Genomic DNA, 25336 nt, shown 5'->3' with positions numbered 1-25336 from the left:
GGCCCGCACGTTCGCGCCATCAGGCGGCATTAGTCGCAGCCATCAACAATCACAGACTGGAACGAAGAAATCAACTCGGAGGAGCGGGGATAAGTCGGGCGCCAAATAACTACTCCCTGTACTCGAAATGTATTGAAAATATGCATGATGTCGCAGGTAAGACCCTCGCCAGAGTAAGGGTGTGTCCAGTCGATGGCTCTGCCAGGATTCCCGTGCAACGCTCAGTCCCTAGCGATTGTGAGAACCATCCGTTTATGTAGCAGGGCGAGCCCGGCGGCGACTGCGTCGTGGTACGGCAAGGGCAAGCGCTGGCTCGCCGTCTGGGTGGACCCCGACGGTAAGGAATGCTCGACCGCCTACGGCCGAGGCCGAGGCCGAGGCCGCGCGCAAGATCGCCGCCATGGGCGCCGACATTGCCCGTGGCGACTACATCGACCCGAACGCCGGCAAGGTGCTCTTCGGCGAGGTGGATCAGCGACCTGAGCAGCCGTTTCGGCACCTCGACCGTCCAGACCGCGTTCCTCGTCCTCCAGTGCGTCTTCAGCCTCGCCGTCGCCGACGAGGTCATCAAGCGCAGCCCCGCCAAGTCACCGGTAGTCCAGGTGCCCAAGCGTGCTGCCGAAGAGATCACCGCGTGGTCGGACGAGAGAGTCAGCGCGGCGATCGATGCCCACCCTGAACTGTTCCGCCTGCTCCCTATCATTGGGGCCGCCTGCGGACTGCGGCAGGGGGAGCTGTTCGGCCTCGCCCTGGAGGACTTCGACTTCGAGGAACGTGTCCTCCGAGTACACCGACAAATCAAGAAGCTGGGCAGCGATCACCTCTACGCCCTGCCGAAGAACGACCGGGAGCGCGTCGTCCCACTGCCCGCCTGGGCGGCCGGGGCGGTCAAGCGGCATGTCTCGGTCTACCGCCCGCTGGTCTGCTCCCTGCCCTGGGAGAAGCTGGATGGCAAGCCGCGCACCCACAACCTGCTCTTCCGCTGGACGGGCGACCGCCATGTCAGGTCTCGAACCCACAGCGAGATCGTATGGAAGCCCGCACTCGTCCAAGCGGGAGTGATCCCGCTCCCGGACAAGGACTCCCGCCAGCGCAGGCGACTACACCACCTCCCGCAAGGAGGGGCTGCACCAGCTCCGCCACTACTACGCGAGCGTCATGCTGGCCGGCGGCGTCTCAGTCAGCGAACTCGCCGAGCATCTCGGCCACGCCGAACCCGGATTCACCCTCCGCGTCTACGCCCACCTGATGCCCGGCTCCCACGACCGCGCCCGCAAGGCCATCGCACAACCGCCTGTTCCGTCCACGCGAGGTCGCTCACGGAACAGGGACCGGAACAGTGATCATCCAGAGTCCGATCCCCACACAAAGAACCCCGCCTCCCACCACAGGGAAGCGGGGTTTCCGCATGTCAGGGGCTACTTGGCCAGATGACGGCTGATGACCAGCCGCTGGATCTGGTTCGTGCCCTCGAAGATCTGCATGATCTTGGCCTCGCGCATGTAGCGCTCGACCCGGAACTCCCGCGTGTACCCGTACCCGCCGAACACCTGCACCGCGTCCGTCGTCACCTTCATCGCCACGTCCGTCGCCACCAGCTTCGCGACGCTGGCCTGGCGGCTGTAGGGAAGGCCGGCGTCGCGGCGGCGGGCCGCGTCCAGGTACGTCGCCCGCGCGCTGTCCACCCCCGCCGCCATGTCCGCCAGCAGGAACCCGAGCCCCTGATGGTCGATGATGCGCTTGCCGAACGTCTCCCGCTGCTTGGCGTACGCGACCGCCTCGTCGAGCGCGGCCTGGGCCAGGCCCGTCGCGCAGGCCGCGATGCCGAGCCGGCCGGAGTCCAGCGCGCTGAAGGCGATCTGGAGACCCTGGCCCTCCTCGCCGATCAGGCGGGCGGGCTCCAGGAAGGCGCCGTCCCAGTGGGCACTGGTCGTGGGGACGGCGTGCAGGCCCATTTTCTCCTCGGGCCGTCCGAAGGTCAGACCGTCGGTCGCGCCCGGCGCCAGGAAGCAGGAGATGCCGCGCGAGCCTTCCCCCGTACGGGCGAAGAGAGCGTAGAAGTCGGCGATGCCACCGTGCGTGATCCAGGCCTTGTTGCCGCTGATCCGGTAGCCGTCCCCGACCCACTCGGCGCGGCACGTCAGTGCCCCGGCGTCGGAGCCGGCCTGCGGCTCCGACAGGCTGTAGCCGCCGATCAGGCGCCCGGCCAGCATGTCGGGCAACCAGCGTGCCCGCTGCTCGTCCGTGCCGTAGGCGAAGACGGGGAAACAGGCGAGCGTGTGCACGCTGGTGGCGACCGCGACGGCGGCCCACCGCATCGCCAGCTCCTCGATGACCTGCAGATACACCTCGTACGGCTGCCCGCCGCCCCCGTACTCCTCCGGGTACGGCAGCCCCAGCAGCCCCGCTTCGCCCAGCGTCGCGAACAGCCCCTCCGGGTACGTCTCCGCGCGCTCGTGCTCGTCGACCCGCCGCGCGAGCTCCTTGTCGGCGATCTCGCGGGTCAGGTCGATGAGGTCCTTGGCGTCCTGGTCGGGCAGCAGGCGGTCGACGGTCACGATCCCTCCACGCTCGAAACGGGCTCCTCCAGCCGCGCCAGCGCGGTCCTGGCGCGCTCGCGGAACTCGGCCACGCGGGCGAGCTTGATGTCCTCGTACCCCCGGATCAGCTCGGGCAGGCCCGCGATCTCCGCGACGGCGCCGGCGGTGGCGGGGGTGAGCCGGGCCAGGGCGGCACGCACGAGGTCGCGGTACTCGCCGACGAGTTCCCGCTCGACGCGCCGCACCCGGGCCCGGCCGAACACGTCGAACGCGGTCCCGCGCAGGACTCGGGCGGCCCGCAGCCCGCGGAACAGCACGGGCGCGGAGCGGCGCAGCTTGATCTTGCGTTTCATGCCCATCGCGCGCAGCACCGGCGGGTGCAGCAGCACCGACACCTCCGCGCCCGCCCCGAACTCGCGCTCCCTCTTGGCCTGCTCGGCGGGGTCGAGGTGGAGTCGGGCGACCTCGTACTCGTCCTTGTAGGCCATGAGCTTGTGCAGGCCGCGGGCGTAGGCGAGGGCGATCTCCGTGCCGGCCTCCTCGCCGGCGCGCTCGGTCGCGAGATCGGTGACGCGGCGCACGTCCTCGGCGTACGTGGAGGCGTAGGCGGCGTTCTGGTAGCCGGTCAGGTCGGCGACGCGGATGGCCACGACCTCGTCGAGCTTCTCGGCCGGCTCCTCGGTCGCCGGCACGACGACCTGGCGTACGGCCTCGGGGTCGGCCACGGCGGCACGGCCCCAGCGGAAGGCGGCGAGGTTCTGCTCGACGGCGGCCCGGTTCAAGGTGATCGCCTGCTCGATGGCCGCGGCCGACACCGGCAGCAGGCCCTCCTGGTACGCGGCGCCGACCAGCAGCAGGTTGGCCGGCATGTGGTCGCCGAACAGCGCCTCGGCCAGCTCGTGCGCGTCCAGGCACGTGACGCTCCTGGTGACGGACTCCACGCGGGCGACCGCGGCGGCGTGCCCCGGCACGGGCATGCGGCCGGTCACCATGGCGGCGGTGGGCACGACGGCGGTGTTCAGCACGGCGGCCGTGTGCTCGGTCGAGGCCACCGCCAGGTTGGTGTCGGAGGCCGCGCCCAGCACGTCGAAGCCGATCAGCACGTCGGCGCGGCCGTGCGAGGCGCGTACCGAGCCTTCGACCGGGTGCGGCGAGATCCGCACGTCGCTGACCACGGGCCCGCCCTTCTGCGCCAGGCCGGTCTGCTCGAGACCGGCCGCGTGCAGCCCATCGAGGTGCGCGGCCATCTGCAGGATCTGGGAGACGGTGACGACGCCGGTGCCACCGATGCCGGGCATCCTGATCAGCGCCTCGCCGGGTCTGGCCGTGGGCTCCGGCGGGTCCACCGGCAGGGCCGGCGTCTGAACCGCGGCCTTGGTGCCCGGCTTGACCAGCAGGAACGAGGGGCAGTCGCCCTTGAGGCAGCTCAGGTCGGAGTTGCAGGAAGGCTGGTGGATGTGGGTCTTGCGGCCGTACTCGGTCTCGACCGGCTGTACCGACAGGCACGTCGACGCCTCGCCGCAGTCGCCGCAGCCCTCGCAGACCCGCTCGTTCACCACGACCTTCTCCACCGGTGTGGGTAGCTTGCCGCGTTTGCGCAGGCGCCGTTCCTCGGCCGCGCACCGGTCGTCGTGGATCAGCACGGTCACGCCGTCGAGCGCGGCCAGCTCCCGCTCGGCCGCGGCCAGGTCGTCGCGGTGCCGTACGGAGGCGATCGAGGCCAGCCGCACGCCCCGGTACGTCTCGGGCTCAGGCGTGGTGATGACGATGCGGCGCACGCCCTCCACGGCCAGCTCGTGCGTGAGCGCGGGCACGTCGAGGCGGCCCTCGGCGCGCTGGCCGCCGGTCATGGCGACGGCGTCGTTGTAGAGCAGCTTGTACGTCATGGACACCCCTGCTGCGACGGCCGCCCTGATGGCGAGCGAGCCGGAGTGGTGGAAGGTGCCGTCGCCGAGGTTCTGCACGAAATGCCGATCTTCGGTGAACGGCGCCAGCCCGATCCACTGGGCGCCCTCGCCACCCATCTGCGTGATGCCGACCTGGGTGCCGCGCCCGTGCCCGTCCAGCGCGATCATGGCGTGGCAGCCGATGCCGACGCCGACCAGCGTGCCGTCAGCGGTGCGGGTGGAGGTGTTGTGCGGGCAGCCGGAGCAGAAATAGGGGGTACGGGCCGCCACGATCGGCAACGCGCGGCTGCGTCTGGTGACCGTGACGGTCTGGCGCGGCAGCCGGTCCGCTCCCACGCAGGCGGCGACGGCCTTGGCCACGTCCTCGGCGCCCAGGGTGCCGCGTGCGGTGAGCAACTCCCTGCCGACGACGACCGGAACCCGCTCGCGGCCGTACAGCGCCTGCTTCACCTGCCCTTCCAGGAACGGCACCTTGTCCTCGACCACCAGCACCCGGTCGAGGCCGGCCGTCATGGCGGCCAGCTCCTCGTCGTCGGCGGGGAACGGCATGGCCAGCCTGATCAGCCGCAGCCCCAGGTCGTCCATGGCCGCCTCGTCCAGGCCGAGGTCCGCCAGCGCCCGCAGGACCACCGCGTACGTGGTGCCCGAGGCCAGGATGCCGAGGGCGGTGTTGCCCGATCCGTACATCACCCGGTTGAGCCCGTGCGTGCGGGCGTACGCGCGGGCCAGGTCGAGCCGGCGGGTGAGCATGTCGTGCTCGGCGTCGAGCGCGGCCGGGCCGAGCAGGATGGGGGCCGCTTTGCTCTGGCCGTCCGGGGGCATCGGGATGTTCGCCCGCAGCGGGCCGAGGTCCACGGTGGCGGACGCGTCCGCGATGTCGGCGACGATCTTCAGCCCCGCCCACAGGCCGGTGGCTCGGGACAGGGCGACCGCGTGCAGCCCGAACTCGATGATCTCCGCGACGGAGCCGGGCGCCAGCAGCGGCATGGACAGGCTCTGGCACATGGGCTCGCACGAGCTGGGCAGCGTGGAGGACTTGCAGCCCGGGTCGTCGCCGATCCAGGCCACGGCGCCGCCGCGCGGCGCGGTGCCGGCCACGTTCGCGTGCCTGATCGCGTCGGCGGCCCGGTCCAGGCCCGGGTTCTTGCCGTACCAGAAGCCGGTCACGCCCTCGTGGCGGCGGCCCGGCACCTGGGCGAGCAGCTGGGTGCCGGCCACGGACGTGGCGGCGAGCTCCTCGTTCAGCCCGGGCCGGAACACCACGCCCGCCTCGTCCAGGAACCGTGCCGCCCGTCCCATCTCCAGGTCCACGCCCCCCAAGGGCGACCCCTGATAGCCGGTGACGAACACCCGCGTGTCCAGCCCGCGTTCGCGGTCCAGCCGGCGCTGCTCCAGCGTCAGCCGGACCAGGGCTTGGATGCCGGAAATCAGCACCCTGCCGTCGGGTGCCGTGTACTTGTCGTCGAGCGACACGGGGGCGGGAGTCGCGCTCGCGCTCACGCGTACCTCCTCCTGGCTTCGTACGTGATGATTCCCAGCACAGCAACGCGGGCAGGACATTCGCAAGTATTAGATGAGAAGGTGCCCCAAAGACGCAAACAATATGAGGGTTCTGGCCACAAGACTGATGTTCTTTGCGCCCGAGGAAGGGGTTCTGGCATGCCTGTCGTGGACGAGATCGATCACCACGTGCTGCGGCTGCTGCGGGAGGACGGGCGCAGGACGTTCTCGGAGATGGCCGAGCTGGTCGGGTTGTCGGTGGCCGCGGTCAAGCGGCGGGTGGACCGGCTGCGCGAGATCGGCGTGATCAAGGGGTTCACCGTGCAGATCGACTACGCCAGGCTCGGGTGGGGCATCGAGGCGTTCACCGAGCTGCGCTATCCCGGCACGACACCGGTCAGCGAGATCGTCCGCACCGCGACGGAGGTGCCGGAGGTGCAGGCGGTGTTCACGATCGCCGGAGATCCGGACGCGCTGATCCACGTACGCGTGCGGGATCTCAGCCATCTCCAGCAGGTGATCGACCGGCTGCGCCGGGCCGGGGACGTGACCGGCACGAAGACATTGCTGGTGCTCGGGTCGTGGACCCGGGAGGCGCTGTCAGGGACTCCCTCCTGATCGCTCCCGGCGGGAGAAGTGACGGACGAGCAGGCCGACCGCGAGCAGCATCGGCGCGCCGAGGCCGACCAGCCACAACGACACCCCGGCGATCGGAAGGCTCTCGTGGTCGTGTGCCGCCTTGTCGCCGGCGGGAGCCGGGCCGGGCGTAGACGGCTCGGATGGCCGGCTGGGGCCCTCGGCGCGCGGCTCCTCGCGGAGGTCGCCGGCATGCTTGGGCTCGGCGCGTGGCGGGGTCGGCGTCTCCGTGACGGAGGGTGTGGGGGTGGGAGGCGGACTCGGGGTCGGGGTCGGGACCGGCTCGACGGCGGTGGACGTACAGGAGCGGTTGTTCGCGGTGTTCCCGTCGCGGCTGGCCGTGCGGGCGGTGGCGCAGGTGCCGATCTCGCCCGTGCCGGCGGAGGCGGCGGTGAAGGCCAGCGTCCTGCTCTCACCGGGGGCCAGCGTGCCGAGCGAACACGTCTCGGCCGGGCACTCGGGCGAGCGGCCCGTGAGCCTGATCCGATCGCCGTCGATGGAGCCCCGCACGGTGACGTCGGCCGCCCTGGAGGGGCCGTTGTTGCGGACTCTGACCCTGTACGTGATGCCGGCGCCCTCGTCCACGCTGGACGGGCCGGTCGTCACGACTTTCACGTCGGCCATCGTCCGGGCCCGGCTGGTCAGCTCGGTCGTGTCGGCCGGCGCGTTGGAGGCGGTCACGTGGGCGCGGGTGGTGAGGTCCGTGCCGTCCAGGAGCGCCGGGTCGATCGTGACGGGGATCTCGTAGGCCACGCTCTGCCCCGGCGGGACGGTCAGGCCCGGTCCGCCGCAGGTGACGGTCTGCTCGGCGAGCGAGCAGCCGTCCGGGAGGTGATCTGGGCCCATGCCGGGGTGGAGGGTGCCGCTGATCGTCACGTCCTCGGCGTCCTGGCCGCCCGCATTGGTGACGCTCACGGCGTAAACGGCCCCCTCACCGATGATCGGCGTGTTCGGGGTGACCGTATGGGCGATCCGGAGCTCGGGCGCGCCGCCGGATAGGGGGACGGCCTCCGTAGGCTGGCTGCTCCAGCCGCCACCGCTCAACGCCGCGAGCGCGACGGCCGCCACGATCCCCGGCATGGCCATTTCGTCCCCCATACCCGCTCGACCCGGGACCGATCCTGCTCTTACGCGGGCACGGGGACAGGCGATCACACCAGAACCATGCGTTGCGATGACCAAGCCTTTGCCGTGGGGGACGGATCCGTGGTGTTCCGCGCTCGACGAACAACGCTCTGCGCGGCGTGATCGGCCGCTTAGGGTCGGGGCATGACGCATGCCGCCCGCTACGACGACGTCGCCGACTTCTACGCGGCAGGCTGGGCCGACGACGTCGACGACCCCGCCGCAGTCCGCCTGCTCGCCCTGCTGGAGCCGATCGCGGGCCGACAGGTCCTGGAGATCGCCTGCGGCCACGGCCGGATCAGCCGTGCGCTCGCCCGCCGGGGCGCCGGCGTCCTGGGCGTCGACATCTCCTCAGCCCTGATCGAGAAGGCACGTGCCGCCGAACACGACTCCCCGCTCGGCATCCGTTATGTCCACGCCGACGTGGCCGGCCCCGGCCTCCCTGACGTGTCCGGCCCCTTCGACGCGGTCGTCTGCAGCTTCGGCCTGTCCGACATCGACGACCTCGAAGGCGCGACAGCGGCGGCGGCCCGCGTGCTCCCGCCCGGGGGTGTCTTCGTGTGCTCGACCCTGCACCCGTGTTTCCCGGGCGGACGGAGTGTGTCGGGTTCGTGGCCGGCGGACGGGAGCTACTACAGCGAGGGCTGGTGGCGGGCCGACGGCGAGCTCTCGTCCCTGCGCCGCCAGGTCGGCGCCAACCACCGCACGCTCTCGACGTATGTCAACGCCTTCCGCCGCCACGGCCTCTGGCTGGACGAGATGGCCGAGCCCGAGCCCGCCCCGGACTGGGCGGCGACGCGGCCGGACGCCGCCCGGTACCCCGTGTTCCTCGTCATGAGATGCGTCAAGCACGGCGACGACTCGGTTGCCGATGGCGGCGACATCTGACAGGGCAGGGCAGGTCAGCCCTGCACCTGCGCCGGATCGGCGCCCCGCGCCGGGTCGAACGGCGGCAGGTTGAAACGGTCGCGAATGCTCTGCTGAACGGTGTATTTGTCGGCCCGCGCGTCGACCGTCATCACATATTCCTTGCGCCGGAACAACTCGATCACCGGATCGATCTTGCTGTGATAGTCGCGCAGCCGCCGGGCCAGCGCGTCCGGACTGTCGTCCGCCCGGCTCACCAGCTCCCCACCGCAGACGTCGCAGCGCCCTTCGACCTCCGGCCGGTGCGCGATCAGGTTGTAGTCCATGCCGCACTGCGAGCACAGCCGCCGGGCCAGGACGCGCCGGCGTACCTCCTCGTCGGGCAGGTCGAGGTGGATCACCCCGTCGATGTCGTAGCTCTCCAGGAAGAACTCCGTCTGCCGCCGGTTGCGCGGAAACCCGTCGATGACGAATCCGTAGTTCCAGTCGTGCAACTGGAGGCGTTCCCTGACGACGTCCTCCACCAGGTCGTCCCCCACCAGCTCCCCCGCCGCGACCAGGCGGCGTACCTGGGCGCCGATCTTGGTGTGGTTCTTGACGTGCCAGCGGAAGATGTCGCCGACGCTGATGTGCACGAGGTCGAGATCGTCGGCGAGCAGCTTGCTCTGGGTGCCCTTGCCGCTGCCCTGCACGCCCATGATCACATATTTCCGCATGTCTCTTCGCTTTCGCGTCAGGTCATTCTCCGGGCATCGTCACCTTCCCATCTGCCCGGCGTGCCTGAGAAGCCGCGGGCCCGCGCTCCGCAACTTCGCCGCCCGGGCGATACGTAGATTTGCCGATGCCTGGTATGCCTGTGGTGCCTACTCTCGGGGCTCATCGAGCGCTTTGCGAGAAGGTGGGTCCATGCGTGCGCTGACCACGTTCCTGTCGTTCCTCCTCATGATCACGACCCTCGCCCCGCCCGCGAGCGCGAAACCGGCGCCGGCCACGCAGGCGGACGTGGTCTTCCAGCGGGCCGACTTCCCGGCAGGCACGTCGGAGGGCACGACGGCCGGCGACGACCTGTCGTTCGGCTCGGCCGCCGGCACCATGTCCTACACCGACGCGCTCGGCACCAAGACCTGGGAGTACGCGCGCTGGACGGGGCCCGAGCGGGCCATCGGGTTCCCCGCGACCGAGCTGATCGCCTCCTGGACGGCGGACCTGCCGCAGGGCAGCTGGCTGCAGGCGGAGGCCCGGGCCAGGAACACCGAGGGCCTGACGAAGTGGTATTCGCTGGGCCGCTGGGCGTACGCCGAGGGTGACATCCGGCGCACGTCGGTGTCGGGGCAGGGCGACGCGGACGGCACGGTCGCCGTGGACACGTTCGTCGCGGCGGCGGGCAAGCAGATCAGCGCCTATCAGCTGCGCCTCACGCTCTACCGCACGCCGGGCTCGTCGGTGACGCCGCGGGTGCGTACGTCCGGCGCCATGGCCTCCAACGTGCCCGAGCGCAAGACCGTCCCGGTCAGCCCGGGCGGCGGCGCCTGGGGGACGGAGCTGAACGTGCCGCGCCGCTCCCAGAACGTGCACGAAGGCCACTACCCCGAATGGGACGGCGGCGGCGAGGCGTGGTGCAGCCCGACCTCGACCACGATGGTGCTGGGTTATTGGGGCAAGTGGCCGAGCGCGCAGGACACGGCGTGGGTGGATCCGTCCGACCCGAACCCGGAGGTGGACTACGCGGCCCGGTACACCTACGACCACGCGTACCAGGGGGCGGGCAACTGGCCGTTCAACACCGCCTACGCGGGCCGGTACGGCATGGACGGGTTCGTCACCCGGCTGCGGTCGCTGACGGAGCTGGAGTTGCTGATCAAGGCCGGGGTGCCGGTGATCACCTCGCAGTCCTTCAAGAAGAGCGAATTGCCGGGCGCCGGGTACGGCACCAACGGGCACCTCATGGTGATCGTCGGTTTTACGGCGACGGGTGACGTGATCGCCAACGATCCCGCGTCGCCGAGCAACGACGCGGTGCGGCGGGTCTATCCGCGGGCGGACTTCGAGAACGTCTGGCTGCGCAGCTCCAGCAGTGGTGGCGTCGCGTACGTCGTCCACCCGCCGGGCCACCCCTTGCCCGCCACGACCCCGGGTCTGCCGGCCAACTGGTGAGGCCGGCGCTGGTGCGGGTCCGGACGACCGCAGCCTCCGCACGCCTGACGCCCCGGCGCCCCCGGACGGGGACCCTTGACCGGCGTCCTGAGCCAGAAGCATGACGGCGCCCTGGGCCGGAGCCGGAGACGGAGTGCGGCGGAGATCGATTCGACTCGACGGCGGACCCAGAGTTCCGTACCCTAACTACCTCGACAACTGTGGCCGACCACGCCGTGGAGCGCCGATGACCGAGGACGGATCTGCGTCAGTGGAGACGACGCGGCTGGTGCGACCCCGGTGGAACGGTCCACCCCTGCTGCTGTCGTCCGACGGCGTCCGCGTCCTCGTGGCGGGCACGGGCGCGCATCGCCCGGAGTCGCGCCTGCCGCAGGCCCTCGCCGTTCCCGCGACCGTCAACGACGTGGCCCAGTGCCTGGTCGACCGGGCGGGCCTGGCGCCGGCCGGCCTCACCGTGCTGCTGGACCCGGCGACCCCGGCCAACCTCGGTGAGGCCCTGGAGCGGGCAGCGCGGGAGGCCACGTCGGTCCTGGTGTTCTATTACGTGGGCCACGGCGTCTTCACCCCCGACGGCGAGCTGCACCTGGCCACCCGCGCCACCGTGGACCTCGGCCAGGGGATGCCCGGCTACCAGGCGCTCCCCTACGGCATGGTGCGCACCATCCTGTCGTCGTCGCCGGCCGATCTGGTCATCGTGGTGCTGGACTGCTGCTTCACCGGCGCCGGTCGGCCCGCGCCGGCGAAGGCCGCGGACCGGGTCTTCGAGAGCCTGGGGCGCAGCGCGTACGTGCTGGCCTCCACCAGCAGGGACGACAACGCCTGGGCGCTGCCCGGCGTCCGCCACACCGCACTCAGCGGCGCCCTGCTCAGACTGCTGAACGAGGGCGAGGCGGACGGTCCGCCGGCGTTCACGCTGGACCACCTCTACCACCGGCTGGCCCGCACGCTGCCCGCGGCCGGGTTCCCACGGCCGCGCCGGCAGGCGACGGACGTGGGCGACCGGGCGCCGCTCGCCGCCAACCCCGCCCATGAGGGCCCGCCCAACCGCTCGGGCCCGCCGATGGGCTCCCCCGGGCACCTGTCCAGTCCGTATCGCGGCCTGGCCGCGTACGGTGCCGAGCACGCCGAGATGTTCTTCGGGCGCGAGGAGCTGACCAGGTCGCTGACCACGCGCGTACGACAGGCGCTGCGGGCCGGCGGCCCGCCGGTCGTCATCGGCTCGCAGGCGTTCGAGGGTGGCCCGCTCATCCTCACCGGGCCGTCGGGGAGCGGGAAGTCGTCGGTGTTACGGGCCGGGCTCATCCCCGCCCTGCGGCAGGAGCAGGACGTGTCGTGCGTCGTGCTGGCGCCCGGCGCCGACCCACTGGGCGCGCTGGCCCGCGAGCTGGCCGAGCTCGGCGGCGGCGACCCGGCGCGGCTGCGCGCGATCATCGAGTCCGATCCCAGCGGGGCGCGGCGGGGGTTGCCCGGGCGGGTGCTGCTGGTGGTGGACCAGTTCGAGGAGGTGTTCACGGCCTGCCCCGACGGGGCGGCGCGGGCGCGGTTCGTCCAGGCGCTCACCGAGCTGTCGCAGGCCGCGGCCGTGGTGATCGCGGTACGCGCCGAGTTCTTCGGGCGCTGCGCGGCGTACCCCGGGCTGGTGGAGGCGATGCGACGGCCCGAGGTCGTCACGCCCATGACCGCGGCCGAGCTCCGCGCGGTGATCGAGCAGCCGGCCGTCCGGTCCGGCCTCAGCGTGGAGACCGGGCTGGCCGACCTGATCCTGGAGGATCTGCGCGCCGAGGAGGCGGCACTGGAGCGGTCGGGCGGGCCGCTGCCGCTGCTCTCGCATGCCCTGCTGGCCACGTGGCAGCGGCGGTCCGGCGGCGTGCTGACCATGGCGGGCTACCGGTCGGCGGGCGGGGTGACCGGCGCGCTGGCGATGAGCGCGGAGGACACGCTGCGCGGGCTGGGCGCGGAGTTCGAGCCGGTGGCGCGCGAGCTGCTGATCCGGCTGGTACGCGTGGACGACCGGATCGGCGGCACGGCGCGGCGAGTCGCGCTGGCCGAGCTGGCTCCCGACGCGCCGTCGGTCGGCGGGCAGATCCTGGCCGAACTCGCCAGGGCGCGGCTGGTCACCGTGGCCGGGGGCGAGGCGGAGCTGGCCCACGAGACGCTCATCCGCGCCTGGCCCCGCCTGGGCGGCTGGGTGGACGCCGAACGCGCCGCCCTGCTCGTACGCAGCCGCCTGTCGGAGGACGCGGCGACCTGGCATCGGGAAGGCCAGGACCCGGCCTACCTGTACACCGACAGCCGCCTGCCCGCCGCCCAAGCCCTCGCCGCCTCGGCCGGCCCGAATCCGGGAGCCGATCCCACCGCGGCGGCGAACAGACCGCTCACGGGCGCCGATCCCACCGCGGCGGCGAACAGACCGCTCACGGGCATCGATCCCACCGCGGCGGCGAACAGGCCACTGACGCCCGTCGAGCGGGCGTTCCTCGACACGTCGGCACGGCGGCACCGCCGGCGGGCCTTGATCGGCCGGGCCGTCATCGCCGCGCTCTCCGTGCTCCTCCTCCTGGCCGCGACCGGCAGCGTGCTGGCCCTGCGCCAGTCCAGCCGGGCATCGACGCAGTCCCAGCAGGCGACCGGCCAGCGCGACCAGGCACTCTCCCGTCAGCTCGCCGCCACCGCCAACAGCCTGCCCGACACCTCTCTCGCCGCTCAGCTGGCCCTGAGCGCCTACCGTGTCTCGGCCACCCCCGAGGCCCGCGGCGCGCTCCTCGGCACGCTGTCACGCCCGCTCCCGGCCCGCATGGTCGGCCACACCGCTGCGGTCGAGCGGGTGGCGTACCGTCCTGACGGGCGGGTGCTCGCCACCGCCTCCGGCGACGCCACGGCCCGCCTGTGGGACGTCGCCGACCCCCTCCGCCCCAAGAGCGCGGGCGTCGTGAAGGGCCACACGAGGGGCCTGACGGCGGCGGCGTTCAGCGCGAACGGCAAGATCCTCGCGACCGGCTCCGCCGACGAGACCGCCCGCCTGTGGGAGGTCTCCGACACCGCCCGCCCGCGTGCCCTGTCCACGATCACGGGCCACGGCGAGCCGGTCGTCTCGGTGGCGTTCAACCCGAAGGGCGACCTGCTGGCCACCGCGGGCGCCGACAAGTCGGTACGCCTGTGGAACATCGCCGACCCCGCCAAGCCGAAACCCGTCTCCGTACTCAAGCAGACCACCGACCCCACCGAGGTGGCCTTCAGCCCCGACGGGCGCATGATCGCGGTCACGTCGTCCACCGGCGTCACGCTCCTGGACGTGCTCACGCCAGCCAAGCCCAGCAGCCTGGCCACGTTGACGGCCCCGGACGGCGGCGGCGTCAGGAGTGTGGCCTTCAGCCAGGACGGCCAGAGCCTCGCCACCGCCTCCAGCACCGGGGCGCTGCATCTGTGGAACATCGCCACCGCCAAGCTCACCGGCACGGCGACCGGGCACGCGCAGGCGGCCGGCGACCTGGCCTTCAGCGCCGACGGCAACGTCCTGGCCAGCGCCTCCGCCGACGGCACCGCCCGCCTGTGGAACATCTCGACCCCGAGCGACCCGCAGCCGGCGGCCACGCTGACCGGTTTCGCGGGCGCGGTGACCGGGGTGGCGTTCAGTCCGAACGGCCAGAATCTCGCCACCTCCTCCGCCGATGGCATGGCTCGCGTGTGGAACGTCGCCGACCCCGCCAGGGTGGCCGCCCGCGCCCGGCTGGCCCGGCACACCGCGCTGGTCAACGGGGTGGCGATCGCCAAGGGCGGCCGTACGCTCGCCAGCGTCTCCGACGACAAGACCGTCAAGCTGTGGGATGTCTCCGACCCCGCGTCGGCCACGCCCGTGTCGACGCTGCGCGGGCACACTGACGCCGTCGTGGCGGTGGCGTTCAGCCCGGACGGCCGCTACGTGGTCTCGGCGTCCCTGGACCGCACGGCGCGGTTGTGGCAGGTGGAGCGGCCCGCCAACCCGAAGTTCGTGGCGACGCTCCAGGGGCACGCGGGCGGGTTGCGGTCGGCGGCGTACAGTCCGGACGGCAAGATCGTGGTGACGACCGGGCGGGACGGCAGGACGATGGTGTGGGACGTGTCCACGCCCACCGCCCCCAAACGGGTGGCGACGCCGGGCGCCGCCGACGACCGGCTCGACGTGGCCGTGTTCCGGCCGGACGGGCGTGTCCTCGCGACCGGCTCGGGCACCTCTGCCGTACGGCTGTGGGACGTGTCCAAGCCGGTCCAGCCGCGCCGGCTGGGGGAGTTCGCCGCGGCCCCGGGCGGCGTGCTGGACCTGCAGTTCAGCAAGGACGGCAAGACCCTGGCCGTGGCGGCGTCGGACGGGACGGCGCGCCTGTGGGACGTCGCCCGTCCCGAGCAGCCCAAACGCTTGTCCACCCTGCCGGGGCATGTGGCGGACGTGTCGGCCGTCGCCTTCAGCGCGGACGGCCGCACGCTCGCCACCGCCTCCCGTGACCGCACGATCCGGGTGTGGAACGTCGCCGACCGCGCCCGCCCGTCATTGTGGGCGGTGCTCGGCGGCGCGAGCGCGGTGGACGACGTGGAGTTCGGCCCTGACGGCACCGTCCTGGCCGGCACGTCCGACGTGGCCACCCAGCTGTGGGGGCTGAACGTGGAGCAGGCGAGCGAGAACGTCTGCCAGTCGGCGGGCACGTCGATCACCAGGGAGGAATGGGCGCAACACCTCCCCGGCCGCCCCTACGCCCTTCCGTGCCAGGCCCAGAACTGATCAGACGTCGTAGGTCACGTCGGAGAACGTGGCCCGGCACCCCTCGCCCGCCAGGTCCTGCACCCACAGGCCGACGAACGCGCCGGTGAACCCGAAGGACCTGATCTGGCCGCCGATGATCTCGTCGGCATGCTCGTCGGACAGGATCGTGGCGTCCAGCTCCACGGGGAGGGGCCGGCCGTCGGCGGAGAACCGCAGCGCCGGACCGTCGAACTCGACGCCCAGCCGGGTCGCGCTCTCCCCGGTGTAATGCACGGTCCGCGTGCCCTGGTCGCTGCCGGTCAGGATGAGGCCGTCGGTGGTGAGCGCGAGGTGGTACCAGTTGCGGGAGTTGTAGTAGGCGGTGATGCCGGCGGACTGGTGCACGGTGTCCGGCTCGAACGTCACGTTCGCCTCGAACGCGCATTTCATGCCGGTCACCCGGCGGGCGACGAGGCTGGGGGCACGCAGCCCGTACGGGGACTGCCCGCCTGTGATCGTCACCTGGTCGCCGTCGAAGCTCACCCAGTCCGGCGAGGCGGGGCGGCGCAGGGTGCTCCAGTGGCGCTCCGCCGGGTCCTGCTCACCGGGCGCCCACGGATGCGGCGGCAAGGCAGGCCCGGGCACGTCAACCGCGGGCACTCCCCCGGCCACGCGCGGCCAGCCGTCCGCCCACTCGACCAGCTGGATGGCGGTCTCCCTGCCCAGCACGCACCGGCCGCGCTGCGTGTAGGGGCGGGCGGCCAGGTGCGCGACGTACCACTCGCCGTCCTGGGTCTGCACCAGGCACCCGTGCCCGGCCTTCTGCAGCTCCAGGGTGGGGTCGTGGCGGGCGGTGAACATCGGCCCGGCCGGGTCCGGCTCGTACGGGCCGTCCAGCGTGCGGGATCTGAGCACGGTGGCGCCGTGCTCGTAGCCGGTGCCGCCCTCGGCCACCATCAGGAAGTACCAGCCGTCGATCTTGTAGACGTGGGGTCCCTCGGTGACGTTCCGGTTCTCGAGAATGAGCCGCGGCTTGCTTCCTCCTCCGCCGCCGAGCTGCTGGAGCTCGATCCCGGCGAAGCCGCGTCCCGGGCGCGAGTCGAAGACCATGTTGAGGAGGTACGTGGCCCCGTCGTCGTCGTGGAAGAGCGCGGCGTCGAACCCGCGCCCGGGCAGCTTGACCGGGTCGGACCACGGGCCCTCGATGGCGGGGGCGGTGATCAGGTAGTTCGTGATGTCCTTGTAGCCGTGGGCGTAGTTGTCCATGACGCCGTAGACCAGGTGGAAGAGCCCGTTCGCGTACGTGAGGTCGGGCGCCCAGACGCCGCCGGAGTCCGGCACGCCCGACAGGTCGAGCAGCCGGCGGTCGGTGAGGATGCCGCCCAGGGGCCGCCAGTTGACCAGGTCGCGGGAGTGGTGGACGCGGACACCCGGATACCACTCGAACGTCGAGGTGGCCATGTAGTAGTCCGCACCGACCCGCAGGATGGACGGGTCCGGGTGGAAGCCGGGCAGGACGGGGTTGCGGATGGCCGTCCGTGTCATGGCTGCCTCCATTGATAGAAACCGGTCGCCAGGGAACGCTACGGCCGGAGAGGCGCGCACCACAAGAACGCGTTACATATACGTTACACTTGTCGATAGGCGTAGCGTGATTTACCTGCTGAGGTCGCCTGGGGAGATGGAAGCACCCCACCCCCGTTGACCGCGGCCCACGCTCGCACCTACGGTAGGTATCGGTTTCTATAACGGCCAGAATGGAGGCATCTGCCCGTGCTCCCCCGCCCCAAGGCGTCGACCGCCACGAGCGCGGAACACCTCCGCGCCGCCGGGCACGACGCCCTCCGCAGGGCGAGCGTATCCGCATGGGGATGCCGACCTGATCTCTCCCGCCATAGACTGCGTTGAGGTCGCGGACCTCCCATGCTCAGCCAGTCGTCAATGACCATGAAGGGCCGGCCTTGTCGCGAAAAGCAAGCCGCAAGGAAGTGGGCGCGGCGGACGAGCGTGTCACCGTCCGCGACGTGGCCGCGCGGGCCGGGGTCTCGGCCACCACGGTCTCCCGCGTGATCAAGGGTGACTATCCGGTCGCCCAGGCCACCAGGGCACGGGTGCTGCGGGCCATGCGCGAGCTCGACTACGTGCTCAACGTGCACGCCCGGGCACTGTCGGGGGCCAGCACCAAGATGGTGGCGTTCGTGCTCGACGACGTCACCGGCCCCTCCTTCGCTCACGTCGCCAAGGGCGTCGAACAGCAGGCGACCGCCGAGGGCCGGCTGTGCATGGTGTGCACCACCCACGGCGACCCGGCCCGCGAGCTGGCCATCGTCGAGGCCATGCGCGAGCAGCGGGCCGACGCGGTCATCCTGGTCGGCGGCGGCACGCTGGACGACACCTACCGCGAGCGCATGTCGCACTTCGCGCACGCCCTCGACAAGGCCGGCTCCCGCCTCGTGCTGTGCGGGCGGCCGCCCCTCGGCGACGACGTGCCGACCACGGTGGTCGAGTACGACAACGAGGGCGGCGCCTACGCCATGACCAGCCACCTGCTGTCCCAGGGGCACCGGCGCATCGCCCTGGTCGGCGCCACCGCCGACGACCTCAGCACGACCAGGCTCCACCGGGTCCGCGGCTTCATGCGCGCCCACGAGTCCTTCGGCGTGCCCCACGACCCGGACCTGGTCGTCCCGGCGGGCTTCGACCGCGCCGACGGCTACGACGCCGCCCGCCGCCTGCTCGCGCTGGGCGCCGAGTTCACCGCCGTCTTCGCCGCCACGGACATGGTGGCCATCGGCGTCCTGGCCGCCCTCCGCGAGGCCGGCCTCCGCGTGCCGGAGGACGTGTCGCTGTCCGGTTACGACGACATCCCCTTCGCCGCCGACCTGACCCCCGGCCTGACCACCGTGCACATTCCCACGGAGGAGCTGGGCCGGACGGCAGTACGCCTGGCGCTGAACCGCCAGGACCGCCAGCACGTCGTCCTGGGCACCCACATCGTCGTCCGCGACTCGGTCCGCCCCCCGGCCCGCCGCGCATAGCCGGGCCAACCGCCACCCCTTGCCCGGCCGCTTCGCGCGGAAGGGCTCAGGCTGCCTCCTTCAGGCGCCTTCGGCGTACCCCCGCGCCTCCGGCGCCATCAAGCCCACCCGTTGCTGGCTAGGTGGTGGGCCGCCTGATGCCCGCCCGCGGCCGAAGAGGTCTTCGGCTCATTCCTTTGGGCCGTGTGCGATCGAAGGGATCAGACGCCTTCAGCCCAGTACTTTTGCAGCCTCGCAACGGCGTCCTCCTTGCTCATCGCCGCGACGTCGGCCTCATCCAGACCCACTCTAGAGATCAGCAGATGAACAAGATCGGCGGGCAACGCGTTTGACGGTGGCTTGGGTGTTCCGCGATCGGGCAAGGCACCGTCCTTGACGCACGCCCAGAACGTTGCCTCGTCCACCTGTAGCTGATCACGCAGTATGTGACCCCATATGCTCTGGCCGTAGGTGCTTCGATCGACCGGATGGGAGATCCGCGTTCTCAGGATCCGGCCATCGGGAAGGTCCAGCTCGTAGGTGACATGGTGGGTCCCCGTTCGCCCGCGGGCGTTCCGTACCGGACGCCAGCCTTCGATCTGACAGAACCGATCGTGGTCCTCGCGTGTGGGCTGGGGCCAGGTCATCGGGCCTTCCCCACCAGCCATTCGCGCAACTGATCGTCATCGCTGAGGCTGATCAACTGCACCAGCCCCCAGTTCTCGCGGTGGTTAGGGGCATCGAGCAAGTGGTCTTGCCAGTCTTCCGCGTAGTCGCGGAGCGCATCGACCATTTCCGTGACAGCCTCATTGAAGGTCCGGCCGTCGGCTGCGATCGGCAACCCAGGAATGAAGATCGACCAACCGTCGGCCTCCGCAACCACCTGGGCGCGAGATGGAGTGACCGCGGCGAGATAGTGGCGCAGCCTATCGACGTCCACAAGGGCGGTCGTAGAGGACTCTCGACGCACCGTGGCGACACGGCCGCGTTCAGCCGCGTCCAAGAGCGCTTTGAGATGCGCACGGGCCTCTGTGTAGCTGTCGAAATGAACGGCGGTCATGCTGGCACCTCCACTGGAGCGTGCCTCCAGGATGCCTCTCAGGGATAAGTACGTCAAGTACGCCACGTACTGATGGTCTCCTTGCCTGACGGCCGACCCTAGCTCCGGAACAGCGACACCATCCGCCAAGATCGTTTGTTGCTCTGGGATCGAGACGCCATCCGCGGAATCGTCTCCTCGCCGCCCCACTCGACCTGATGTTGGTGGCGAGGAATGCTCAGAGCCGGATGACGACCTTCCCCAACGCGTTGCCGGATGCGTAGTACCGGTAGGCGTCAGATACCTCGTCGAAGGCGAACACGCGGTCGATGACCGGACGGATGCGGTTGACGTCGATGGCGCGGTTCATGGCGAGGAACGGTGCGCGGCTGCCGACGGGCTAGTCGCGCAGGCGCAGCACGCCCCAGTGGCTGGTGTCCAGGTAGCTGCGCTTCGTAGCGTCGTTCCAGGTCACCGCACCGGTACGGGCCGCGCCCGTCGCGTCGTTCACCTGGATGTCGAAGCCCAGCAGCGTCCCCTCCGCCAACGTGATCGTGGGCAGCTTGATGGCCGCCTCCACGACATACCCGCCCGGCACCACCTTGGCCACGGCCGAGATGTTGTCCTTGACGCCGGCCGCGTCGAAGGTGCCGCCGACCGTGACGCGACCGGAGAAGCCGACCCGGTACTGGCCGTCGTCGTCCGTGTAGCCCTTCGTCTTGCCGTTGCCGGGGTCGACGAAGATCTCGACGGAGTCCTGTTCCCACGGGTTCGGGGATTCCTCGCTCAGCGTCGGGTCCGCCACCTGGGCCAGGACGTACAGGACCGAGCCGTGCCACAGCGACCTGACCTTGGCGGTCGCGCCGGAGGTTCCCTGGATCCAGGTGGCGGTGCGGATCTCCGGCGCCTCCCGCCAGGCCGGTTCCGCGACGCCGTCGAGGACGGGCGGCGTGTGGTGGGGGGCCGAGGTGAGTTTGACGGCGGGCGCGGTGGTCACCTTGCCGGTCCACGAGATCGCGGTGCCGGCGTCGTGCACGGTCACGTCCACGTCGGTGCCCTTCTTGACCAGCGCCTCGACGCGGTAGCCGGTCGTGGTCCGCCGCACAGCCGCCTTCGGACCGCCGGCCCGCGTGACGGTGTACGTGGTGCCGTCCACGGTGAACGTCACCTTGTCCTGCCCGGAGACGGTCGGGTCGGTGACCTCGGCCAGCACGTACAGGCCGCCAGGAGCCGATCGTGCTTGGAAGCCGGCCGACACGCCGCCCACCCGCGGGAGAAGCGCGTCCGGCAGCAGATCCCATTGGAGGTCCCGCTTGCCGTCCACCTTCACCGTGCCCGTCGGCGCCTCCAGCTTGCGCACCAGCGGCGGCAGCTTGGACGGGTCCACGACGGCCCAGTACGCGGGCTTGGCCTGCAGGTCGTGGTCGAAGAGCAGCGGCGCGTTGAGCCGCGGGATCGGCCAGGTGTTCAGCCAGCTGACGTCGTCGGACTCGCCCCAGACGGTGACCGAGCTGAGCTTGGAGGCCTGCCGCCGGAAGACGTCGAACAGCGCCTTGTACCGGTGGCCCTGCTCCACCAGCAGCTCCGGCGGGATCGACGGGTAGGAGGAGACGAAGTCGGTGTAGATGCTCACGTCCAGCTCGGTGACCTGCTGGTCCACGGCGAGCGTGGCGAAGCGCTCGATGGTGTCCTCGACGTACGAGGCGGGCGGCTGCTCGATGTTGAGATGCAGCTGGTGGCCGACGCCGTCGATCGGGACGCCCTCGTCCTTGAGCTGCTTGACCAGCGCGTACAGGGCTTCGCGCTTGCGCGGGAACTCGGTGTTGTAGTCGTTGATGAAGAGCTTGGCGTCCGGGTCGGCCTCGCGGGCGACGCGGAAGGCGGTGCGGATGTAGTCGAGGCCGGCGATCTCGTACCACTTGGAGCGGCGCAGCCCGTCCGGCTGGTTCTCGTCGATGACCTCGTTGACCACGTCCCAGACCGCGATCTTGTCCTTGTAGCGGGTCACGAGCGTGCGGACGTGGTTCTCCAGTCGCCGCAGCAGGGTCTCCTTGTCTACTTCCTTGCCGTCCGCCCCTTCGAACACCCACGCCGGGGTCTGGCTGTGCCAGACGAGCGTGTGCCCGCGGACGGTCATGTCGTGCTCGACGCCGAAGTCCACCAGATGGTCGCCGTCGGCGAAGGCGAACTCGCCCTCCCGTGGCTCGGTGGCGTCCCACTTCAGCTCGTTGCCGGGGGTGATGCCGTTGAAGTGCCTGGCCAGCAGCTGGCCGTGCACGCCGAGCGTGTCGGGCCTGGTGAGCGCCGACCCCATGATGAAGGGCACCTCGTCCTTGAGCGCTGGGATGTCGGTCTGGATGGGCTTCGGCTCGATGTAGGTCATCGCGAAGTCGTCCAGGTAGAAGGAGAAGGCGCCGCTGTCGGACTCGAGGTAGACGCTGAGGAAGTCCACGTCGTACGCGAGCGTGTACGTGCCGGCGAGCTGCACCCACTGCCCCGCGGGCACGTCCTTGGGCGGCACGATGCGCTCGTAGCTGGGCGTGCCACCGGTGCGCCGTTCGATCGACAGGCCGAGCCGGCCGGCCGTGGTGTCGGGGCCGAGCCGCACCCATACCGACAGGGCGTACTTGTCGCCTTTGCCCATCCGGCCGAGCACGTTCAGGGCGGGCCCGTCCCAGGAGGCCGACCGGCCCGAGACCGCGAGGCTGCGGGCGCCGCCGTGGGCGGCGGCCGTGCCGGCCTCCAGGGTGGCGGCGGCACGCGGCGACCAGTCCTGCGTGGTGCCGTCCTCGAAGTCGGTGGTGATCGGCTCGCGGGTGGGGTCGCCCTGCGGGCTGATGACGATGTCGTCCAGGTAGTACTGGGAGGTGGCGTCGGAGCTCTCCGCGTAGACCTGGAGGTCGGTGGAGTCGGCGGTGAAGAGGTAGGTGCCCGCCAGCCGCACCCACTCGCCGTCGGTCACGGTGGCCGCCGCGACGCGCTCGTACGTGGTCTCGCCGCCGGTGGGGGTACGCTGCACGGTCAGCGCGATCGTGCTCGCCGGCTGCCCGGTGACCAGCCGCGCGTACGCGGTCACGCGGTAGGTGACGCCCTTGACGAGCGGCGGGGCGATCGAGGCCCCGTGCCAGGTGGCGGTCCGCCCCGTGGTGAGCAGGCTGTTGGCGCCCGCGTGCGCCGCGTCCGTGGTGACCGTGACGGAGACGCCGCCGCCGCGTGGGCCCCAGCCCTGCGTCGTGCCGTCTTCGAAGTCGTACGTGAGGTCCGCGGCGTGCGCCGGAAGCACCGGCACGAGGCATAAGAGGGCGGCGGCCACGAGGGCTCGGAGGGTGCGCACAGTGCTCCTGCGGGGCTGGAGATGAAAGTTTCAGGGATGTGCCGATAAATGTCAGGCGGACTGTAGATGCGGCGCGCCGACTCGGTCAAGATGTCTCAGGGACGCGAGAGTGGCTGCAACCGCTTGTTGCAGCAAACATGCAGTTTTACTGCATCCATTGACGTGCCAGCGGCATTACGCGAACGTTTCTTGCAACCGATTGCCGCACACTCTGCGAGGTTGCGTATGCGACTTCTGTTACTCATTCCGTTGGCAGGGCTCGCGATGGCGATGACGCCGCCCGCTGCCGCTCAGAGCCGCGCCACGATCGTGGTCGCGGCCGACGGGACCGGCGACCACACGACCGTGCAGGCGGCCGTCGACGCGGTGCCGTCCGGCAACGCCCGGCCGGTCACCATCCTGGTCCGCAAGGGCACGTACAAGCAGCAAGTGGTCATCCCCGCCGACAAGCCGCACATCTCGCTGGTGGGCGACACCAGGGACCCGCGCGAGGTGGTGCTCACGTTCGACGCCTCGGCCTCCACCCCCAAACCGGACGGCTCGGGCACGTACGGCACCTCGGGCAGCGCCTCGTACGTGATCAGCGCCCCCGACTTCACGGCCCGCAACCTCACCTTCGAGAACTCCTACGACGAGGCCGCCAAGGGCAACAGCCAGGCCGTGGCGGTGCGCACGACAGGCGACCGGCAGGTGTACGAGAACGTCAGGTTCATCGGCAACCAGGACACCCTCTACGCCAACACCCCGTCCGCCACCACGACCGCCCGGCAGTATTTCCGCGACTGCCACGTCGAGGGCGACGTCGACTTCATCTTCGGCCGCGCCACCGCCGTCTTCGACAACTGCGTGATCAAGGCGCTCAACCGCGGGAGCGCGGACAACAACGGCTACGTCACCGCGGCCAGCACGGAGCTGAGCAACCCGTACGGCTTCCTGATCTACCGCAGCCACCTGACCAGCAACGCCCCGGCGCGCACGTACCATCTGGGCCGCCCGTGGCCGGCCGGCGGGTCGGCGACGGCCCGCGGGCAGGTGCTGGTGCGGGAGTCGTGGCTGGGACAGCAGTTCAAGGACGCGCCCTGGACCGACATGTCCGGTTTGAACTGGCGGGAGGCCCGGCTGTCCGAATACCGCAACCACGGCCCGGGCGTGACGGTCAACGAGAACCGGCCGCAGCTCGCCCCCGAGCAGGCCGACGCGTTCACGCCGCAGCGCTACCTGGCGGGCACGGATGGCTGGAACCCCGTGCGCCGTCACCGCCCGCACCCCGGGCACGGCCTCGGCCGGGAGGTCCTCCCCCGCAATGACGGCTGGGCGGCGGCCACCACCGGCACCACGGGCGGCTCGGCGGCCCGGCCGGAGAACGTGCACGTCGTCTCGACCAGGGCGCAGTTGCGGGCCGCGCTCGGCGACCCGGCCGACAACACGCCCAAGATCATCTATGTGAAGGGCGCGATCGACGCCGACACCGACGACTCCGGCGCCCCGCTGACGTGCGCGGACTACGCGGTCAACGGCTACAGCCTGCCCGCCTACCTGGCCGCGTACGACCCGGCGGTGTGGGGCAGGACCAGCGTGCCGTCAGGGCCGCTGGAGGACGCGCGGCGGGCGTCGTACAACAAGATGGCCGCCCACGTCACGGTGACGATCGGCTCCAACGTCACCCTGGTCGGCGCGGGCCGGGACGCCGCGCTGAAGAGCTTCGGCCTTCGCATCAACAACGCCGACAACGTCATCGTCCGCAACCTGACCATCACCGACACCTCGGACTGTTTCCCGCAGTGGGACCCGACGGACGGCGCGGAGGGCAACTGGAACGCCTCGTTCGACAACGTCGAGGTGTCCGGCTCCACCCACGTCTGGCTGGACCACAACACGCTCAACGACGGCGACAACCCGGACTCCGGCCAGCCGCTCTACTTCGGCCGCCCGTACCAGGTCCACGACGGGCTCCTGGACGTGGTGCGCGGCGCGAACTACGTGACCCTCTCCTGGAACCACCTCAGCGGCCACGACAAGGTGACGCTGATCGGCAACACCGACAACCCCACCAGGTACGCCGAAGCGGACAAGCTGAAGGTCACGCTGCACCACAACTACTTCGAGGGCCTCGGCCAGCGCACGCCCCGGGTGCGCTTCGGCCAGGTGCACGTCTACAACAACTACTACACGGGCGGCGCCACGCACGGGTACAGCATCGGCGTGGGCTTCGGCTCGAAGGTCTACGCCGAGAGCAACGCCTTCGACGGCATCGCGGCGGCGAAGGTCCTGTCGGTGTTCGGCGGCACCGTGATCACCGCCAAGGACAACCTGGTCGACGGCGCCCCGGCCGATCTGGTGGCCGCCTGCAACGAGGCCAACGGCACCGCTCTCGGCACGGACGCCGGCTGGACCCCGGCGCTGGTCGGCAAGGTGCACCCGGCCCACGCGCTCAAGGCCCTGGTCCCGGCGGGCGCGGGAGCGGGCCGCCACCTCTAGCGGGCAGCGAGCCGGAAGGGCGCGA

The 25336-nt window shown here is 71.0% G+C and carries 16 protein-coding genes; 6 read left to right on the top strand and 10 right to left on the bottom strand.

The genetic code is table 11. The annotated features are described in order from the left end of the window. Positions 1-587: 587 nt before the first annotated feature. From EDD27_RS53875 to EDD27_RS03275, 3 genes are all read right to left on the bottom strand, one after another. Entirely contained in the window at positions 588-1001 is a 414-nt protein-coding gene (locus EDD27_RS53875) for a hypothetical protein (RefSeq protein ID WP_164903454.1), read from the bottom strand. Between the two features lie 417 nt (positions 1002-1418). After that, positions 1419-2558 carry an acyl-CoA dehydrogenase family protein gene (locus tag EDD27_RS03280; RefSeq protein WP_127931005.1) on the bottom strand — a complete coding sequence of 380 codons (1140 nt, stop codon included), beginning with the start codon at positions 2556-2558 and terminating at the stop codon, positions 1419-1421. Beyond that, a complete protein-coding gene (locus EDD27_RS03275; protein ID WP_206641209.1) occupies positions 2555-5947 on the bottom strand; it encodes an indolepyruvate ferredoxin oxidoreductase family protein in 3393 nt (1130 codons plus the stop codon). Before EDD27_RS03275 ends, EDD27_RS03280 begins: the two co-directional genes overlap by 4 nt. 159 nt (positions 5948-6106) lie before the next feature. On the opposite strand from EDD27_RS03275, the gene EDD27_RS03270 reads away from it, so the two are divergent. Then, positions 6107-6565, top strand: a complete 459-nt coding sequence (locus EDD27_RS03270) for an Lrp/AsnC family transcriptional regulator (protein WP_127931003.1) — start codon at positions 6107-6109, stop codon at positions 6563-6565. Here EDD27_RS03270 and EDD27_RS03265 read toward each other — a convergent pair. After that, positions 6548-7681 carry a CARDB domain-containing protein gene (locus EDD27_RS03265; protein WP_164903453.1) on the bottom strand — a complete coding sequence of 378 codons (1134 nt, stop codon included), beginning with the start codon at positions 7679-7681 and terminating at the stop codon, positions 6548-6550. The genes EDD27_RS03270 and EDD27_RS03265 overlap by 18 nt on opposite strands. Before the next feature lie 171 nt (positions 7682-7852). Between EDD27_RS03265 and EDD27_RS03260 the strand changes: the two genes are divergently transcribed. Further along, positions 7853-8596, top strand: a complete 744-nt coding sequence (locus tag EDD27_RS03260; protein ID WP_127931001.1) for a class I SAM-dependent methyltransferase — start codon at positions 7853-7855, stop codon at positions 8594-8596. Between the two features lie 14 nt (positions 8597-8610). On the opposite strand, the gene EDD27_RS03255 is transcribed toward EDD27_RS03260, so the two are convergent. After that, the gene (locus EDD27_RS03255) at positions 8611-9291 is read right to left on the bottom strand and encodes an adenylate kinase family protein (protein ID WP_127931000.1); all 681 of its coding nucleotides are present in this window, start codon (positions 9289-9291) and stop codon (positions 8611-8613) included. Positions 9292-9481: 190 nt separating this feature from the next. Here EDD27_RS03255 and EDD27_RS03250 point away from each other — a divergent pair, with 190 nt between their 5' ends. Together EDD27_RS03250 and EDD27_RS03245 are read left to right on the top strand one after the other, a co-directional pair. Then, complete coding sequence (locus EDD27_RS03250; RefSeq protein ID WP_127930999.1) at positions 9482-10729, top strand: C39 family peptidase; 1248 nt, start codon at positions 9482-9484, stop codon at positions 10727-10729. Positions 10730-10955: 226 nt separating this feature from the next. Further along, positions 10956-15482, top strand: a complete 4527-nt coding sequence (locus EDD27_RS03245) for a caspase, EACC1-associated type (RefSeq protein ID WP_164903452.1) — start codon at positions 10956-10958, stop codon at positions 15480-15482. On the opposite strand, the gene EDD27_RS03240 is transcribed toward EDD27_RS03245, so the two are convergent. After that, positions 15483-16988: a glycoside hydrolase family 43 protein gene (locus EDD27_RS03240; RefSeq protein ID WP_127930997.1), complete on the bottom strand. Its 1506-nt coding sequence runs from the start codon at positions 16986-16988 to the stop codon at positions 15483-15485. It lies immediately after the preceding gene. Positions 16989-17404: 416 nt separating this feature from the next. On the opposite strand from EDD27_RS03240, the gene EDD27_RS03235 reads away from it, so the two are divergent. Continuing rightward, a complete protein-coding gene (locus EDD27_RS03235) occupies positions 17405-18481 on the top strand; it encodes a LacI family DNA-binding transcriptional regulator (protein WP_206641208.1) in 1077 nt (358 codons plus the stop codon). Between the two features lie 200 nt (positions 18482-18681). Here EDD27_RS03235 and EDD27_RS56250 read toward each other — a convergent pair whose 3' ends face one another. The 4 genes from EDD27_RS56250 to EDD27_RS03215 form a co-directional block, all read right to left on the bottom strand. Further along, the gene (locus EDD27_RS56250; RefSeq protein ID WP_127930996.1) at positions 18682-19107 is read right to left on the bottom strand and encodes a cytotoxic translational repressor of toxin-antitoxin stability system; all 426 of its coding nucleotides are present in this window, start codon (positions 19105-19107) and stop codon (positions 18682-18684) included. Further along, the gene (locus tag EDD27_RS03225; protein ID WP_127930995.1) at positions 19104-19520 is read right to left on the bottom strand and encodes a prevent-host-death protein; all 417 of its coding nucleotides are present in this window, start codon (positions 19518-19520) and stop codon (positions 19104-19106) included. Before EDD27_RS03225 ends, EDD27_RS56250 begins: the two co-directional genes overlap by 4 nt. A 217-nt stretch (positions 19521-19737) precedes the next feature. Next, positions 19738-19869 (bottom strand): zinc-binding dehydrogenase, encoded by a 132-nt coding sequence (locus EDD27_RS03220; protein ID WP_127930994.1) that lies wholly within the window; start codon positions 19867-19869, stop codon positions 19738-19740. Positions 19870-19899: 30 nt separating this feature from the next. After that, on the bottom strand, positions 19900-22833 hold the full coding sequence (locus tag EDD27_RS03215; RefSeq protein WP_127930993.1) for an endo-1,4-beta-xylanase: 2934 nt from the start codon (positions 22831-22833) through the stop codon (positions 19900-19902). Between the two features lie 225 nt (positions 22834-23058). Here EDD27_RS03215 and EDD27_RS56245 point away from each other — a divergent pair, with 225 nt between their 5' ends. Beyond that, positions 23059-25311, top strand: a complete 2253-nt coding sequence (locus EDD27_RS56245) for a pectinesterase family protein (protein ID WP_164903451.1) — start codon at positions 23059-23061, stop codon at positions 25309-25311. The last annotated feature ends 25 nt before the right edge of the window (positions 25312-25336 follow it).

The sequence above is a fragment of the Nonomuraea polychroma genome (assembly GCF_004011505.1).
Classification (GTDB): Bacteria; Actinomycetota; Actinomycetes; order Streptosporangiales; family Streptosporangiaceae; genus Nonomuraea; species Nonomuraea polychroma.
Note: the sequence above shows the minus strand (reverse complement) of the source record. Positions and strands in the feature narration are given on the sequence as shown.

Excerpts from the sequence above, each read along its gene's own strand:
- EDD27_RS53875 (WP_164903454.1), bottom strand. The coding sequence starts at position 1,001 with ATGGCGGTCGCCCGTCCAGCGGAAGAGCAGGTTGTGGGTGCGCGGCTT.
- EDD27_RS56250 (WP_127930996.1), bottom strand. The coding sequence starts at position 19,107 with ATGACCTGGCCCCAGCCCACACGCGAGGACCACGATCGGTTCTGTCAG.
- EDD27_RS03265 (WP_164903453.1), bottom strand. The coding sequence starts at position 7,681 with ATGGGGGACGAAATGGCCATGCCGGGGATCGTGGCGGCCGTCGCGCTC.
- EDD27_RS03255 (WP_127931000.1), bottom strand. The coding sequence starts at position 9,291 with ATGCGGAAATATGTGATCATGGGCGTGCAGGGCAGCGGCAAGGGCACC.
- EDD27_RS03220 (WP_127930994.1), bottom strand. The coding sequence starts at position 19,869 with ATGAACCGCGCCATCGACGTCAACCGCATCCGTCCGGTCATCGACCGC.
- EDD27_RS03225 (WP_127930995.1), bottom strand. The coding sequence starts at position 19,520 with ATGACCGCCGTTCATTTCGACAGCTACACAGAGGCCCGTGCGCATCTC.
- EDD27_RS03240 (WP_127930997.1), bottom strand. The coding sequence starts at position 16,988 with ATGACACGGACGGCCATCCGCAACCCCGTCCTGCCCGGCTTCCACCCG.
- EDD27_RS56245 (WP_164903451.1), top strand. The coding sequence starts at position 23,059 with ATGCGACTTCTGTTACTCATTCCGTTGGCAGGGCTCGCGATGGCGATG.
- EDD27_RS03245 (WP_164903452.1), top strand. The coding sequence starts at position 10,956 with ATGACCGAGGACGGATCTGCGTCAGTGGAGACGACGCGGCTGGTGCGA.
- EDD27_RS03260 (WP_127931001.1), top strand. The coding sequence starts at position 7,853 with ATGACGCATGCCGCCCGCTACGACGACGTCGCCGACTTCTACGCGGCA.
- EDD27_RS03250 (WP_127930999.1), top strand. The coding sequence starts at position 9,482 with ATGCGTGCGCTGACCACGTTCCTGTCGTTCCTCCTCATGATCACGACC.
- EDD27_RS03270 (WP_127931003.1), top strand. The coding sequence starts at position 6,107 with ATGCCTGTCGTGGACGAGATCGATCACCACGTGCTGCGGCTGCTGCGG.